The 15,615-nt window shown below is 69.9% G+C and carries 15 protein-coding genes; 3 read left to right on the top strand and 12 right to left on the bottom strand.

Annotation, left to right across the window (positions count from 1 at the left end):
- Positions 1–78: 78 nt before the first annotated feature.
- Both PGB34_RS04485 and PGB34_RS04480 read left to right on the top strand, forming a co-directional pair.
- Positions 79–1,347: a ribulose-bisphosphate carboxylase large subunit family protein gene (locus PGB34_RS04485; protein WP_271426854.1), complete on the top strand. Its 1,269-nt coding sequence runs from the start codon at positions 79–81 to the stop codon at positions 1,345–1,347.
- 10 nt (positions 1,348–1,357) lie between these two features.
- Positions 1,358–2,659, top strand: a complete 1,302-nt coding sequence (locus PGB34_RS04480) for a four-carbon acid sugar kinase family protein (protein WP_271426853.1) — start codon at positions 1,358–1,360, stop codon at positions 2,657–2,659.
- 64 nt (positions 2,660–2,723) lie between these two features.
- Here PGB34_RS04480 and mdoH read toward each other — a convergent pair whose 3' ends face one another.
- From mdoH to PGB34_RS04420, 12 genes are all read right to left on the bottom strand, one after another.
- Positions 2,724–4,721, bottom strand: a complete 1,998-nt coding sequence (gene mdoH, locus PGB34_RS04475; protein WP_271426852.1) for a glucans biosynthesis glucosyltransferase MdoH — start codon at positions 4,719–4,721, stop codon at positions 2,724–2,726.
- 10 nt (positions 4,722–4,731) lie between these two features.
- Positions 4,732–4,860 (bottom strand): hypothetical protein, encoded by a 129-nt coding sequence (locus tag PGB34_RS04470; protein ID WP_271426851.1) that lies wholly within the window; start codon positions 4,858–4,860, stop codon positions 4,732–4,734.
- Positions 4,861–5,126: 266 nt separating this feature from the next.
- Positions 5,127–6,539: a sigma 54-interacting transcriptional regulator gene (locus PGB34_RS04465; RefSeq protein WP_271426850.1), complete on the bottom strand. Its 1,413-nt coding sequence runs from the start codon at positions 6,537–6,539 to the stop codon at positions 5,127–5,129.
- A gap of 8 nt (positions 6,540–6,547) precedes the next feature.
- Positions 6,548–7,234 (bottom strand): hypothetical protein, encoded by a 687-nt coding sequence (locus PGB34_RS04460; protein ID WP_271426849.1) that lies wholly within the window; start codon positions 7,232–7,234, stop codon positions 6,548–6,550.
- A 28-nt stretch (positions 7,235–7,262) separates the two neighbouring features.
- Complete coding sequence (locus tag PGB34_RS04455) at positions 7,263–8,762, bottom strand: sensor histidine kinase (protein WP_271426848.1); 1,500 nt, start codon at positions 8,760–8,762, stop codon at positions 7,263–7,265.
- The gene (miaB, locus tag PGB34_RS04450; protein ID WP_271426847.1) at positions 8,762–10,141 is read right to left on the bottom strand and encodes a tRNA (N6-isopentenyl adenosine(37)-C2)-methylthiotransferase MiaB; all 1,380 of its coding nucleotides are present in this window, start codon (positions 10,139–10,141) and stop codon (positions 8,762–8,764) included. Before miaB ends, PGB34_RS04455 begins: the two co-directional genes overlap by 1 nt.
- 108 nt (positions 10,142–10,249) lie before the next feature.
- Positions 10,250–10,720, bottom strand: a complete 471-nt coding sequence (locus PGB34_RS04445; RefSeq protein ID WP_271426846.1) for a hypothetical protein — start codon at positions 10,718–10,720, stop codon at positions 10,250–10,252.
- Positions 10,721–10,795: 75 nt separating this feature from the next.
- Positions 10,796–11,446: a histidine phosphatase family protein gene (locus PGB34_RS04440; RefSeq protein ID WP_271426845.1), complete on the bottom strand. Its 651-nt coding sequence runs from the start codon at positions 11,444–11,446 to the stop codon at positions 10,796–10,798.
- Positions 11,447–11,480: 34 nt separating this feature from the next.
- Complete coding sequence (locus tag PGB34_RS04435) at positions 11,481–12,134, bottom strand: DUF4136 domain-containing protein (protein ID WP_271426844.1); 654 nt, start codon at positions 12,132–12,134, stop codon at positions 11,481–11,483.
- A 112-nt stretch (positions 12,135–12,246) separates the two neighbouring features.
- Positions 12,247–13,188: a tRNA 2-thiocytidine(32) synthetase TtcA gene (ttcA, locus tag PGB34_RS04430; RefSeq protein WP_271426843.1), complete on the bottom strand. Its 942-nt coding sequence runs from the start codon at positions 13,186–13,188 to the stop codon at positions 12,247–12,249.
- A 5-nt stretch (positions 13,189–13,193) separates the two neighbouring features.
- Positions 13,194–13,577, bottom strand: coding sequence for a dihydroneopterin aldolase (locus PGB34_RS04425; protein WP_271426842.1), 384 nt, complete (start codon positions 13,575–13,577; stop codon positions 13,194–13,196).
- The gene (locus PGB34_RS04420) at positions 13,574–14,368 is read right to left on the bottom strand and encodes an SDR family oxidoreductase (protein WP_271426841.1); all 795 of its coding nucleotides are present in this window, start codon (positions 14,366–14,368) and stop codon (positions 13,574–13,576) included. Before PGB34_RS04420 ends, PGB34_RS04425 begins: the two co-directional genes overlap by 4 nt.
- Before the next feature lie 125 nt (positions 14,369–14,493).
- Here PGB34_RS04420 and PGB34_RS04415 point away from each other — a divergent pair, with 125 nt between their 5' ends.
- Positions 14,494–15,561, top strand: coding sequence for a class I SAM-dependent methyltransferase (locus tag PGB34_RS04415; protein ID WP_408647829.1), 1,068 nt, complete (start codon positions 14,494–14,496; stop codon positions 15,559–15,561).
- The last annotated feature ends 54 nt before the right edge of the window (positions 15,562–15,615 follow it).

Genomic DNA, 15,615 nt, shown 5'->3' with positions numbered 1-15,615 from the left:
CGTGGGTGCCCTGAGGGCATCGCGGTGCGCGCCAACCGGGCTCGGTGGCCGCACTTCATGGGCATTCGAAAGAGCAAGATGGATTCAACACGCATTCACGCCAGCTACCTGATCGAAACCCCGCTCGCGCCCGAGGCCGTGGCCGAGGTGATGGCGGGCGAGCAGTCCTGCGGCACCTTCAAGCGCGTGGAAGGCGAGACCGACGCACTGCGTGCACGGGCCCGCGCGAACGTGGAGCGCATCGAGCTGCTGGAAGCGGTGGCCGCACCCAGCCTGCCCAACGCGCTGCTGGAGCGCCAGGGCAACCCCGGCCCGTGGCAGCGCGCGCGCGTGCACCTGTCCTTCCCGGTCGCGAACATCGGCGCCAACCTGCCCACCCTGGCCGCCACCGTGGCCGGCAACCTCTACGACCTGGGCGAAAGCACGGGCATGCGGCTGGAGACGCTGCAGGTGCCGGCCGCCTACCGCCAGCGCTTCGAGCTTCCGCGCCAGGGCATCGCCGGCACGCGCGCGGCCACGGGCGTGGCCAGCGGCGCGCTGGTGGGCACCATCATCAAGCCCAACGTGGGTTTCTCGGCCGCGCAGACAGCCGAACTGGTGGGCCGCCTGTGCGCGGCCGGCGTGGACTTCATCAAGGACGACGAGGTCTGTGCCGACCCCGACCACGCGCCGCTGGCGCAGCGCGTGCCCGCCGTGATGGCCGTGGTGCGCGAGCACCAGCAGCGCACCGGCAAGCATGTGATGGTGGCCTTCAACATCACGGACGAGGTGGATGCGATGCGCCGCCATGCCGACCTGGTGCAGCGCGAAGGCGGCAGCTGCGTGATGGCCAGCCTCAACTGGTGCGGCTATTCGGCCATCCAGGCGCTGCGCCGCCACACGCCGCTGGCGCTGCACGGCCACCGCAACGGTTTCGGCGCGCTGTCGCGCCACCCGCTCTTGGGCATGGGCTACCAGGCCTACCAGGTGCTGTGGCGCCTGGCCGGCGTGGACCACATGCATGTGCATGGCCTGGAAGGCAAGTTCTCGCAGTCCGATGTCGAAGTGATCGAAGGCGCGCGCGATTGCTACACGCCCTTGGCCGAGGGCCTGGACGACACCGTGATGCCGGCCTTCTCTTCGGGCCAGTGGGCAGGCACCGTGCCGGCCACCTGGGCCGCGGTGCAGCGCGACGACCTGCTGTTCATGTCGGGCGGCGGCATCCTGGCGCACCCTGGCGGCGCGGCAGCGGGCGTGGCCAGCATCCGCCAGGCCTGGGCCGCGGTGCGCGCAGGCCAGTCGCTGCAGCAGGCGGCGGCCCGGCATGCCGAACTGGCGCAGGCACTGGCCTTCTTCGGCCGGGGCTGAAGGCCACGACATGCCGGACGCGCCCGCCATCCTCTACTACGGCGACGACTTCACAGGCGCCACCGACACGCTGGGCACGGCCGCGCGCGCCGGCCTGCGTGCGCTGCTGTTCCTGCGCCTGCCCGATGCGGCCCAACTGCAGGCGGCCGGCGCGCTGGATTGCGTGGGCGTGGCCGGCGCAGCGCGCGCGATGAGCCTGGCCGAGATGCAGGCCGAGCTGCAGCCCATCGCGCAGCTCTTTGCGCGCCTGGGTGCGCGCGTGCTGCACTACAAGCTGTGCTCCACCTTCGACAGCGCCCCCGAAGTGGGCAGCATCGGCGTGGCGCTTCAGACCTTGCGCGCGGGTCTGCCGGCCGGCACGCGCACGGCCCTCGTCGGCGGCCAGCCGGACCTGGGTCGCTATTGCCTGTTCGGCAACCTCTATGCACGCGCGGGCAGCACGGGCGAGGTCTTTCGCATCGACCGCCACCCGACCATGAGCCGCCACCCGGTCACGCCCATGCACGAGGCGGACCTTCGGCGCCACCTGGGCGCGCAGGGCCTGCACGATCTGCGACTCGCGCCCTGGCTGCTGCACACGGGCGAAGGGGCTGCGCTGACGCAAGCCTGGGACGCAGCTGCCCATGCCGACGGCCTGCTCTTCGACGTGCGAGACAACGAGGACTTGCAGCGCATCGGTGCGCTGCTGTGGCGCGCGGCGCAGCAGGCGCCCGTGCTGGCGGCTGGCGCAAGCAGCGTGGTGCAGGCGCTTGCGCCTCAGCTGGTGCAGCACACGCCCACCGCGCAAGCGCTTGCGCCCGCCACTTCACCAGTGTTTGCGATGGCCGGCAGCCTCTCCCCCGTGACGGCCGCGCAGGTGGCGGCCGCGCAATCCTTTGAACAGGTCTGGGTCGACCCGCAGGCGCTGTGCACCGACGCCGCCTTCCTGCAAACGCAGGCGGCTGACATGGCCGCGCGCCTGCAGGCTGGGCGCCATGTGCTGGCCTGCACTGTGCGGCCAGGCCAATCACCCGCGGCCGACACGGGCGTGAGCGGGCGCGAGCTTGCTTTGGCTGGCGGCCGGCTGCTGCGCGCCGTGTTGCAGCAAGCGCCGGATGTGCGGCGCGTGGGCGTGGCGGGCGGCGACACTTCCAGCCACGCCGTGCAGGCGCTCGACGCCTGGGGCCTGTCGTACCGGGCGGTGGTGTCCACGGGCGTCTCGCTGTGCCGGCTGCACAGCGACGATGCGCAACTCGACGGACTGGAGATCGCCCTCAAGGGCGGCCAGATGGGCGCGCCCGACTTGTTCGAGCGGCTGTTGCACGGCTCCTGAAAACGCAGCGCCCATGAAAAAACCCGCCAGCGGCGGGTTTCTTCTTTGGGAGCCGTTGTGGGGCTCAGGCCGCAGCCAGCATGCGCGCGTCGTTGGCGGCGCTCAGGCGGTCGGCGTGCATCCAGGCGCGGCGCAGCACGGCGGGCGAACGCGATTCCTCGGGAATCAGCAGGTAGCTGCGCTCACGCATCTGCGTGCCCAGCGCGATCTGGCTGGTGATCACGGCCATCGGGATGGCCAGCAGCAGCGGCAGGCCCACCGGCAGCAGCCACATCAGCGCGCTGGCGTCGATGGCGGCCACACCCAGTGCCAGAGCAGCGATCACGCCGCTCATCGGCAGCAGGCGGGCGGCGGCTTCACGCCACGGCACGGCAGCGGCTTCCCGCGGAGGCGACTTCCAGTCCAGCTTGATGCCGGTGAGCGCCACCACCACGAACAGCGAGTGGGCCAGCATGCGAACCGGGGCCTGCACGATGGCCATGCCGGCTTCCAGCACCGCGCTCTTGAGCAGGGCGCCCACGCCACCGTACTGCTTCTGTTCGCCCTTCATCAGCACGGCCGCCAGGCCCAGCACGCGGGGCAGGAACAGCAGGCACAGGGTCCACAGCCACAGCGCGGCCAGTTCCATGGGCATCACCATCCAGTGCGAGATCAGGCTCGAGCCCGACAGCCACAGCGCGGTGCCCAGCGTGAGGAAGGCCAGCCACAGCGGCGCGGAGACATAGGCCATGGTGCCGGTCACGAACATGGCGCGGTGCACCGGGGCGATGCCGGGCTCGGCCATCAGGCGGGCGTTCTGCAGGTTGCCCTGGCACCAGCGGCGGTCACGCTGCAGCTCGGCCAGCAGGTCCGGCGGTTGCTGCTCGTAGCTGCCGACCAGGTCGGACACCAGCCACACGTGGTAGCCGGCGCGGCGCATCAGGGCGGCCTCGACGAAGTCGTGGCTCATGATGCCGCCGGACATGCCGCCCGTGCCCTTGATGGGGGCCAGCGCGCAATGCTTCATGAAGGGCTCGACGCGGATGATGGCGTTGTGGCCGAAGAAGTGCGATTCACCCAGCTGCCAGAACTGCATGCCCAGGGTGAACAGGCGGCCCGTCACGCGGGCGCCGAACTGCTGGGCGCGAGCGTGCAGGGTCACGTGGCCGATGGCCTGGGTGGCAGTCTGAATGATGCCGGCCGAGGGGTTGGCTTCCATCAGCTTGACCATGTTCACCAGGCATTCGCCGCTCATCACGGAGTCGGCGTCGAGCACGACCATGTAGCGGTAGTCCTTGCCCCAGCGGCGGCAGAAGTCGGCCACGTTGCCGGCCTTGCGGTGCGTGCGGCGGGTGCGCAGGCGGTAGTAGACCTCGACCTGTGGCTGGTTCAGATGCTCGGCCAGCGCGGCACGAAGCTCTTCCCAGGCGGCACGCTCGGCCTTGGCGATCTCGGGGTTGTAGCTGTCGGACAGCACGAACACGTCGAACTTTTGCGCGTGGCCCGTGTTGGCCACGGATTCGCAGGTGGCGCGCAGGCCGGCGAACACCGTGGAGACGTCCTCGTTGCAGATGGGCATCACGATGGCGGTGCGCGCATCGGGGTTCATCGGGTGGTCTGCCACCTGCTTGGCCGACAGGGCGTGCTTGTCGCCGCGCACGGAGACATAAAAGCCCATCAGTGCGGTGACGAAACCGGTCACCACCCAGCCCGACAGCAGGCCGTACAGGGCGATCTGGCCCCATTCCAGCAGCTTGTTGTCGTAGTTGGGCTGCACCTGCGCGAACAGCGTGGAAGCCAGCACCGTGCTGAGCACGGCCAGCAGCGTGAAGATGGCGCGGCGCTGCTTGGCGGCGCGCTGCCATGCCTGCTGCGGGAACTGCTGGCCGGGCACGGCGTCGTGCTTGTTGCCGGCGCCCATCTTCAGGAGGGCAGCGGTACCCAGGCTGTTCCAGAAGCCGCGCCAGGGGCGGGGCGTCATGGAGCCACGGTTGATGGGCGGTGCGGTGACCGAGTTGGGATGACGCTCTTCGCGCAGCGTGCTGCGCTGGGAGGCCACGGGGGTGATCTGGTGCAGGGTCATGGCCGGGTCCTCAGGCGTTGGCGTGCAGTGCCGGCGTTTCGCCGATGGTCGGAAGGCGCTTGAACACGCTGTCCGACGCACTGCCATGGCCAGCGGCCAGGGCAACGGGAGCGCCGCCCAGGGGGCGGGCGCGGGTCACGGAGTTCTGCTTGTGCCGCAGGCTGTCACGCTGCGGGCGCAGTGCGAAAGAAGGGCGAGAGAGTGTGTTCATGCCAGCTATAGGGCAAACCCCGTGCCAGCATGATTAATCTGTTTTAAATCAACGGCTTGTGTTGATTTTTGGTGGTGACTTGGCGGCTCTGTCGCCGCTCCGGACTCAAATGTGGCCGATTCTGTCGCCTAAGCCCGACAAGCCCACCGGCCCACCTGACCAAGCTCAATGAAATCAAGCACTTAGCCCTGTCGCTACTCGGCGACAGGCTCGGCACCCCCGGCGACACCTTCCCCCTTGAAGTGACCCGGTGTGAGTGCGTGCTTCTGCAGCAGGCGATAGAACTCGGTGCGATTGCGATCGGCCAGCCGCGCGGCGTCGGCCACGTTTCCGTCCGTCAATTTCAGCAGGCCGACCAGGTACTCGCGTTCGAAGCGCTCCTTGGCCTGGGCATAGGTCTGCACTTCCACCGTGGCCACGCGCAGGGCGCGCTGCACCAGCGCCAGCGGGATCAGCGGCGAACTGGACAGGGCGCACACCTGCTCCACAACATTGAAAAGCTGGCGCACGTTGCCGGGCCAGGGCGCGGTGGTGAGCGCCTTGAGCGCCTCGGGCGCAAAGCCCGACAGCCGCTTGCCGTACTTGCCGGCCAGCTTGTGCAGGAAGTGGTTGGCCAGAAGCGGGATGTCCTCGCGCCGGGCCGACAGCGGCGGCAGGGTGAGCGTGACCACGTTGAGCCGGTAGTACAGGTCTTCGCGGAACTGGCCGGCTTCCATGGCCGCTTCCAGGTCGCGGTGCGTGGCCGAGATGATGCGCACGTCCACCGCGATGGACTGGGCCGCGCCCACGGGCCGCACCGCGCGCTCCTGCAGCACGCGCAGCAGCTTGACCTGCAGGGCCGGCGGCATGTCGCCGATCTCGTCGAGCATCAGCGTGCCGCCGTCGGCCTGCTGGAACAGGCCCTTGTGGTTGGCATGGGCGTCGGTGAAGGCGCCCTTCATGTGGCCGAACAGCTCCGATTCGAGCAGGGCCTCGGGGATGGCGCCGCAGTTCACGGCCACGAAGGGCTTCCTGGCCCTGGCACTGGCCTTGTGGATCGCGCGGGCCAGCATCTCCTTGCCGGCCCCGCTGTCGCCGCGCAGCAGCACGCTGGCGTCCGACTTGGCGACCATGCGCGCCTCGGCCAGCACCTCGGCCATGCGGCTGGAGCGGCTGACGATCTCGCTGCGCCAGCTTTCGTCACCGCCGGCCGCAGGGGTGGCTGCGGGGGCGCCCAGCGCCAGGGCCTGGGCGATCTTGTCCAGCAGCTCGCGTGCGTCGTAGGGCTTGGTGAGGTAGGTGAACACGCCGCGGGCCGTGGCCTCCACCGCGTCGGGAATGGTGCCGTGCGCCGTCAGCAGGATCACCGGCAGCGTGGGGTGGCGCTTGCGGATCTCGTCGAAGAGCTGCAGGCCGTCGCGCCCGGGCAGCCTCACGTCGCTGAGCACCAGGCGCGGATGCTCGATCTCCAGCTGGGTGAGGGCCGATTCGGCCGAAGTGACGGCCGTCACCTGATAGCCCGCGCCCGTCAGGCGCAGCGACAGCAGGCGCAGGATGTCCGGGTCGTCGTCCACGACCAGGATGCGGGCGCCGGTGGCGGCGGGCTGGGTGGGCGTGCTGGTGTTCATGGGCAGGATCAATGCGGCGGCGGCGCGCCGCGAGGGGTGCTGCCGTTGGCGGGGGCCGGGCGGCCGAAGCTGCGTTCGATGGCGCGCAGCGCCTCCAGCCGGTCGGTGAGCTGGTCGATGCGGCGCTGCGCCTCCTTGACCTGCTGGGCCTGGCGGTCGCGGTCTTCCTCCACGCGGCGCTGTTCCTGGTAGCGCGCCGCCAGCAGGCGCGCCAGCGGCTGCAGCGCCAGGCCTGCTTCGCTGTTGTCGCTGGCCACGCGCTGCATCAGGCCCAGCGCGCGCGCCAGGTCTGGTGCGTTGCGCGTCTGCGCGAGTGCAATGGCGTGCTGCATCACCAAAGTGGGGTTGGCGCCGGGGGCCGAAGCCGCATCGCCCAGGCGCGCAATCTCGGCGCTCAGGTCGGCTGGCGAGAGGCTGCGCACGCGGTCGGCATGCGCCAGCATGTTGCTCAGCGGGCCGGGTGCGCGCGGCTGCATCTGCGTGGCGGGTGCCTGCGGTTCGGCCTCCACGGGGCGCAGCGCGGGCGGTGCTGGCGGCGCGGGTTGGGCGGCGGGTGTGGCCGCCGCAGCAGGTGGGGTCGTGCCGGTGTTGGGGGCGGTGGCCGGCAGGGTGCAGGCGCTCAGCAGCGCGCTGGCCGACAGCAGCAGACCAAGGTTGCGGGCCTGGGGGGGCAGGCTGAAAAATCGTTGGGACATGTGGGAGGGATTCAGACGGAGTCGCGGCTCAGCTCGAGCGCGGCAACTCGATGCGAAAGTGCGCGCCGGGGCCGTTGGGGTCGTTCGGCAGCAACTCGATGCGGCCCCCATGGGCCGCAATGTACTCCTGCACGATGGACAGGCCGATGCCCGTGCCCTTGACCGCATGCTCGGGCTGGCGCTCGCCGCGGTAGAAAGGTTCGAACACGCGCTCGCGGTCTTCGGGCGCCACGCCCGGGCCGGCGTCCTGCAGGTCGATGCAGACCGTGTCGGCCGTGGCCGAAACGGTGAAGGCGATGGTGCCGCCGCGGGCCGAAAAGCGGATCGCGTTGGACAGCAGGTTGCCGATCACGGTGCCCAGCTTGGTCGGGTCCACATGCACGGCCACGGGCTCGCCTTCGGCGCGCACCTGCAGGCCCTGGGCCTGCCACTGCAGGCGCTGGGCCTCGATCTGCGATTCGATCAGCGGCAAAAGCGGCGTGCGCTCGCGCTGGAGCTGGCGCGCCTCGAAGGCGGCTGCGTTGAAGCGCAGCAGCGCCTCGATCTGGCTTTGCAGGGCCACAGTGTTCTGCTGCAGGATCTGTGCGACCTCGCGCTGCGCCGGGTTCAGCGCGCCGGTCACGCCTTCCTCCAGCAGCGACACGCCTTCGCGCAGGGCGGCCAGCGGTGTCTTGAGTTCATGCGAGACATGTCGCAGGAAGCGTGCCTTGTCGGCATCCAGCTCCATCAGCCGCAGGCGCAGCCAGTCCAGCTCCTGCGAGACGCGGCGCACGTCCGCCGGGCCGCGGATGTCGATGGGCTCGTCCAGCCGGTTCTCACCCAGGCCGTGGATGGCGCGCTCCAGCCGCTTGAAGGGCCGGGCCAGCCAGATGCCGAAGGCCAGCGCCATCGCCACCGCCAGCGCGCTGGCGGCCACCACCTGCTGCATCAGCCGCCGCTGTGCGCCTTCGAGCCGCTGCGACAGCGCGTTGTTCTGCGCCTCGATCAGGAATTGGGCCTGCTGGGCGATCTGGGTGTTGATGGTCTCGAGCTCGCGGAACTGCATCGCCATCGAGCCCTCGCGCGCCAGCGCCGTGTCGGCCGGGCCGGTGAGCAGCTCCTCGATGATCGCCATCTGCGCGCGCCACAGCTCGGCCGATTGCGGCAGCAGCCCGTTGTCCACCAGGCGCTGCACCACGGCCTGCGCGTCGCGCGAGGCCTCGTTGAAGCGCCGGCGCAGCACCGCGTCGTTGAGCACCAGCGACTGGCGGCCCGAGCGTTCCATGGCCGCGCTGCGCTCGGCCAGCGTCTGGGCCGCGCCCGAGAGCTGCAGCGCGCTGCGCGCGGTGTCGCGGCTTTGCTTCATCAGCTCGTCGTACTGGAACACGGCGCGCAGCGCCACGGCCAGCAGCAAGGCGGTGATGAGCAAGAAGGCGAACAGCAGCAATTGCTGGAAGGAGCCGCGCGCGCGGCTGCGCCCGCGCGGGCGCGGGCCTGCGTGCAGCAGCGGCGCTGCGGCGCTGTCGGGGGCGTGTGCCGTGCTGCTCATCAGACGGGCTGCGGATGGGCCTGCGCGTGCAGCGGCGGGTGGTCACGCACGAGATCTCGCGTCACCACCTCGCCGCGCAGGGTGTGCGAGAGCGAGCGCGTGATCTTCACGTCCACCATCTGACCCACCAGCCGCGGCGGTGCCTCGAAGTTGACGACGCGGAAGCAGTCGGTGCGGCCCATGAGTTCCTTCGGGTCCTTCTTCGACGGACCTTCCACGAGGATGCGCTGCGTGCTGCCCACCATCGCGTCGGACAGGCGCTTGACGTTGTCCTCGATGGTCTTTTGCAGATGCTGCAGGCGCCGGAGCTTGACCTCGTGCGGCGTGTCGTCGTGCAGCGCGGCGGCCGGCGTGCCGGGGCGGGGGCTGAAGATGAAGGAGAAGCTGGCGTCGAAGCTCAGGTCTTCGATCAGCTTCATCATGCGCTCGAAGTCCTGCTCGGTCTCGCCGGGGAAGCCCACGATGAAGTCGCTCGAGAGCGCCAGTTGCGGGCGGATCGCGCGCAGCTTGCGGATCGTGCTCTTGTATTCCATGGCCGTGTAGCCGCGCTTCATCGCCATCAGGATGCGGTCGCTGCCGTGCTGCACGGGCAGGTGCAGGTGGCTCACCAGCTGCGGGATGTTGGCGTAGGCCTCGATCAGGCGCGGCGTGAATTCGTTGGGGTGGCTGGTGGTGTAGCGGATGCGCTCGATGCCCGGGATCTCGGCGATGTACTCGATCAGGAGCGCGAAGTCGGCGATCTCGCTGGTATCACCCATCTTGCCGCGATAGGCGTTCACGTTCTGGCCCAGCAGCGTGATCTCGCGCACGCCCTGTTCGGCCAGGCCCGCCACTTCCACCAGCACGTCGTCCAGCGGGCGGTTCACCTCCTCGCCGCGGGTGTAGGGCACCACGCAGTAGCTGCAGTACTTGGAGCAGCCTTCCATGATCGACACATAGGCCGTGGCGCCTTCCACGCGCGCGGGCGGCAGGTGGTCGAACTTCTCGATCTCGGGGAAGGAGATGTCCACCTGCGGGCGCTTCTCGGCCTCGCGCCGCGCCAGCATCTCGGGCAGGCGGTGCAGGGTCTGCGGGCCGAAGACAACGTCCACATAGGGCGCGCGCTTGATGATGGCATCGCCCTCCTGGCTGGCCACGCAGCCGCCCACGCCGATCTTCACGCCCTTGGCCTTCAGGTGCTGGACGCGGCCCAGGTCCGAGAACACCTTTTCCTGGGCCTTCTCGCGCACCGAGCAGGTGTTGAACAGGATCAGGTCGGCTTCCTCCACGTCCTGCGTGGGGGTGTAGCCCTCGGCGGCGGCGAGCAGGTCGGCCATCTTGTCCGAGTCGTACTCGTTCATCTGGCAGCCGAAGGTCTTGATGAAAACTTTGCGGGACATGGGGTGTACCTCGGGGCGAGGAAATGAGTCGTGGGCCGCGGGGCCTGAACAGGCCGCGCTGGCAAAAAAAGGAGAAAGTGGCAATGGCTGCGCGCGCTGGCGCAGGCCTTACTCGTTGGCGCCGCGCGAAATGAAGGGCCAGAAGTTCAGGAAGGGCGCGCCGCCGGCCGACGCGCGCGCGCCGCTGGCTTCGTCGGGCGTGAGGATCCACACGTCGTTGACCATGCCGGCCGCGTCGCGGCGGTAGTTCACGGCCAGGTACTGGCCGCCCACCGCGCTGGGCACCACCAGCAGGTTGCGCGGATCGCGGATGCGCGCGCCCGGGGCGAGGCGCTCCGCCTTGCCATCGAGTTCCACTTCAGGGAACACACCGAAGGCCATGCGCCCGCGCAGGGTGCCCACAGGGAAGTTGCGCCCACCCAGCGCGGCTTCGTTCTGGGTCTGCACTTGCGCGGCGATGTCCTGGGCGCGGGCCTGCAGGGGCAGCAGCACTGCGGCCAGGGCCAGTGCAAGTGCCAGCAGCAGGTGCGGCCGGACTTTGTGGAAGAGGGGGTTTTGATGCGTGGGGCAGCGGTTCATGGGGTTCATCCAGAGGCTGGCAACCGCGCATTTTAGAAGCTGCCCACTGGCCTCAACCGCCAGCGCGGGCCGGGCTCAGCTCGTGGACTCGTCCAGCACCGTGCCCTGTTGCAGGTGGGCGTCGTCGTTCCAGCCCACGAGGCTGAAGCCCTGCGGCGTCCACAGCAGGCGGTTGACCGTCGCATTGCCCAGCTGCCAGCTGCGCGGCGCCTGCAGCTCCTGCGCGGTGGCGGCGCGATAGAGCAGGTCCATCACGCCGCCGTGGGCCACCAGCAGCACCAGCTGACCCGGGTGGCGGGCCGCGAGTTCGGCCGCCGCCGGCACCACGCGTTCGCGGAACTGGATCAGGCTCTCGCCGCCGCCCGGCGGGGTGAATTCGGGGTCGCGCTGGCGCCAGCGGCGGGCGTCCTCGGGCAGCTCGGTTTCGATCTGCGCGAAGCTGCGGCCCTCGAACTCGCCGAAGGCGCGCTCGCGCAGCCGGACATCGGCCTGCACGATGGGGGGCTGGGGCTGCGCCTGGGCAATGGCCTGCGCCGTCTGCCAGGCCCGCTGGAGGTCGCTGGCGTAGATGGCGCCGATGCTTTCGTCCGCCAGGGCGGCGCCTGCGCGGCCGGCCTGCCAGAGCCCTTGTTCGTTGAGCGGAATGTCCAGATGGCCCTGGATGCGGCCATCGGCGTTCCACGCAGTCTCGCCGTGGCGCACGGCTAGGAGTCGGGTCACCTGCATCGGGTCATTCTAAAGTTACGACTGGCAACAGATTTCAGGGCTTGCCGGCGGGCTTGGGGCCGCCCAGCGGAATGTCCACGCGCCTGTCGCCCGCGGGCGGGTTCGGAAAGCCCTGCAGCGCCGCGCTGAACATCACCGGCAGCACATGCTGGCTGATGTTGTAGGGGCCGTCGTGGCGCGCGCGGGTCTCATAGACCACCGTGTTGCCGGGCAGCTCGCGCATCACCAGGCTGACTTCGCGCAAGTACCAGGGTTGGCGCGGCGGGCCGAAGAAGGGGTCGTTCCAGCCGCCGCCGTACCAGACGCTGCCGTGCCAGCCCCAACCGGGGTACCAGGGGCCGCCCCAGCGCGGGCCCCAGCCGTCGCGCATCCACGGGTCGTCCCAGGGCGAGGCCACGCGCATCACGCGCGCGTTGACCTGCACGCTGTAGCGGGCGGCGGCTTCGTCCTGGCGCAGGCCGGCCGCGGCCAGCGCCGGCGCGGCCATGGCTTCGAGCTCGGTCTGGGCCTGGCGCGCGCGCTCGGATTCGGTCTGCGAGGGCAGGCGCTCGAAGCGATAGCTGGCGCCGGGCGCGAAGCCCTGCAGCCTGGAATGGCTGTTGACCTCGCTGTCCACCACCCAGGAGGTGGCGCAGCCCGAGAGGGCGGTGAAGACCGCCAGAAGGCAAAGGATCTTGAGCGAACGCATGGCTGGCATCCAGGTCTGGCGCCTCGCACGCACGCGTGGTGCAGGGCGCCGGGGCCGTCTTCAGCGCTGGCTGGGGTGCGCGGTGCGCGCGCCTGGCGGGCTGGTGCGGCGATCAGCCGATCTTCACCACCTGCAGTGCCGGCAGGCCGGCGGCAGGCGAGGAAGGCGGCAACTCCGGCGGGTCGAAGGCCTTGTCGCCGTTCTCGTCGGCCACGCCGGTGGGCTTGAGACCCTTGAAATCGTGCAGGGTTCCATCGAGCAGGTGCGAGGGCGCGATGTTCTGCAGCGCGCTGAACATGTTCTCGATGCGGCCCGGGTGCTTGCGCTCCCAGTCGCGCAGCATGTCGCCCACCACCTGGCGCTGCAGGTTTTCCTGGCTGCCGCACAGGTTGCACGGAATGATCGGAAAGCCGCGGTGCTGCGCCCAGCGGACCAGGTCCTTCTCGGCCACATAGGCCAGCGGGCGGATCACCACATGCCTGCCGTCGTCGCTCACCAACTTGGGCGGCATGGCCTTGAGCTTGGCCGCGAAGAACATGTTGAGGAAGAAGGTGGCCAGGATGTCGTCGCGGTGGTGGCCCAGCGCGATCTTGGTGGCGCCCAGCTCATCGGCCACGCGGTAGAGGATGCCGCGGCGCAGCCGCGAGCACAGGCCGCAGGTGGTCTTGCCTTCGGGCACCACGCGCTTGACGATGCTGTAGGTGTCCTGTTCCTCGATGTGGAAGGGCACGCCCACCTGCTTCAGGTAGGCCGGCAGCACGTCTTCGGGAAAGCCGGGCTGCTTCTGGTCGAGGTTGACCGCGATCAGGTCGAAGTGCACCGGCGCGCGGGCCTTGAGCTTGAGCAGGATGTCCAGCATCCCGTAGCTGTCCTTGCCGCCCGACAGGCACACCATCACCTTGTCGCCGGCCTCGATCATGTTGAAGTCGCTGATCGCACGGCCCACCTCGCGGCACAGGCGCTTTTCGAGCTTGTGGGCCTCGCGCTCGATCTTGGCGCTGTTGGCCGTGCCCGCGGGCGCTGCGTCGGCTTCGTCGTTCCAGACGGCACTCATGATGCTCATTTGCTCCTGAAGACTTCCACGCCCACGGCTGCGCAATCGGGGTACACGTCGGGCTTGGCGGTGGAAAGGCGCACGGCCTGCACCTTGGGGTGGTCCAGCAGCTGCGTCAGCAGCTCGTCGCACAGCGTTTCCTGCAGGTGGATGTGGCCCTTGGACAGGCGCTGCGCGATGGTGCGGCGGATGAAGTCGTAGTCCACCACTTCTTCGAGCTCGTCGGCCCTGGGCGTGGACAGCGCCAGCGGCACCCACAGGTCCACGTTGATGATCACGCGCTGCTCGGCGCGCTTTTCGAATTCGTGCACGCCGATGTTGATCCACACCTCGTAGTCGCGCAGGAAGAGACGGCGGCAGTTCGCCAGGAGCGGGTCGGGGGCGGTCATGAAGGCAGGTGTTTCTTGAGCAGTTCGTCGGTCACGAACATGATGTCGCGCGGCAGCGGCACGAGGTGCTGCCCATTGTCGACGCAGACCGTGCTGCCCGTCAGGCTGGGGGTTTGGGCCATGAACAGGCAGGTGGCGGCCACGTCGGCCGGGTCGATGGGGCGGCGCAGCAGGTTGGCGTGGGCGGCCACCGCGAAGTTGTCTTCGGCCTGCGGCCCGCTGGCATAGAGGATGCCCGGCGCCACGCCGCACACGCGCAGCCGCGGCGCCAGCGATTGGGCCTGCAGCGCCACCGCGCGTTCCAGCGCGAGCTTGGAGACGGTGTAGGAGAAATAGTCGGGATTGAGGTTGTAGACCTTCTGGTCCAGCACGTGGATGGCGCAGCACTCGTGGCTGCCGGGCTGGGCTGCCAACTGGCGTGCAAGGTCCAGCGGCGCGATCAGGTTCACGCCGATCTGCGCCATCGCCGCGGCCTCGTCGAAGTCCGCGCCCGTATCGGCCTCGAAGGCCGAGGCGTTGTTCACCACCGCGTGCAGCGGCCCCTGCGCCGTCACCTGCTGCATCAGCGCCTGGCGGCCCTGCGCCGTGGTGATGTCGGCTGCCACGGCCTCGATGGCATGGCCTTCGGCGCGCAGGCGCTGAACGAGGCTTCGGGCCTCGTCGCCCGAGGCGCGGTACTGGCACCACACCTGCCAGCCCGCGCGCGCGAAGGCTTCGCAGATGGCGGCGCCGAGCCGCCGGGCGCCGCCCGTCACGAGCACGGCACGCTGCGGGGAAGGGGGAGCGTTCATGGATGGGTGCAATGGAAGGAAAAGGTGCGGCGCGCCAGAGGGCGGACCGGCGCTTCGATAATGCGGCGATGACTCTGGAGCCCGGCGCGCAAGGCGCCTCCCCTGATGCCACGCCCTCGGACGCGATGGCGCGGATTATCGACGCCGCCCTGGCGCGGCACGACGGCTGGCTGCCCTTCGACCAGTTCATGGCGCTGGCGCTGTACGCCCCCGGCGCCGGCTACTACGCACACGGCAGCCGCAAGTTCGGCCACCTGCCCGGCTCGGGCAGCGACTTCGTGACCGCGCCCGAGCTTTCCGAACTCTTCGGCCAGACCCTGGCCGTGCAGGTGCAGGAGGCCCTGGCCCACAGCGGCACCGACGAGGTCTGGGAATTCGGCGCCGGCAGCGGTGCGCTGGCCGCGCAACTGCTGGGAGCCCTGGGCGATGGCCTGCGGCGCTACACCATCGTCGACCTCTCGGGCGCGCTGCGCGAGCGCCAGCGCGAGCGGCTCGCGGCCTGGGGCGAGAAGGTGCGCTGGGTCAGCGAACTGCCCCAGCGCATCGAAGGCGTGGTGGTGGGCAACGAGGTGCTGGACGCCATGCCCGTGAAGCTGCTGCACCGCGTGCGCGGGGTCTGGCACGAGCGTGGTGTGGTCCGCCCGGTGGGCGCCGCTGACCTGGCCTGGGAAGACCGCCCCACCGACCTGCGCCCGCCGCTGGAGATCGACGGCCCGCAGGACTACCTGACCGAGATCCACCCGCAGGCGCGCGCCTGGGTCGCCACGCTGGCCGAGCGGCTGGCGCGCGGCGCGGCCTTCCTGATCGACTACGGCTTCCCCGAGGCCGAGTACTACCACCCGCAGCGCCACATGGGCACCGTGATGTGCCATCAGGCACACCAGTCCGATTCGAACCCGCTGGTGGCCGTGGGCGACAAGGACATCACGGCGCACGTCGACTTCACCGGCATCGCGCTCGCGGCGCAGGACGCAGGCCTCGCGGTGCTGGGCTACACCAGCCAGGCGCGCTTCCTCTTCAATTGCGGCCTGGGCCCGCGCCTGGACGCCGCCACCCTGGCCGAACGCACGCTGGCCGCCCGGCTGGTGCACGAGCACGAGATGGGCGAACTCTTCAAGGTGCTCGGCCTGGCGGCCGGCGAGCCCTGGGAGCCGATCGGCTTTTCGCACGGCGATCGCAGCCACACGCTCTGAGGGGGCCTAGACCTCATGACCGGCGCCATCACCTTCGGGAGATGGTGTCCGGCG

Origin of the sequence: Xenophilus arseniciresistens (genome assembly GCF_028023875.1) — a bacterium.
Lineage (GTDB): Bacteria > Pseudomonadota > Gammaproteobacteria > Burkholderiales > Burkholderiaceae_C > Xenophilus > Xenophilus arseniciresistens.
Note: the sequence above shows the minus strand (reverse complement) of the source record. Positions and strands in the feature narration are given on the sequence as shown.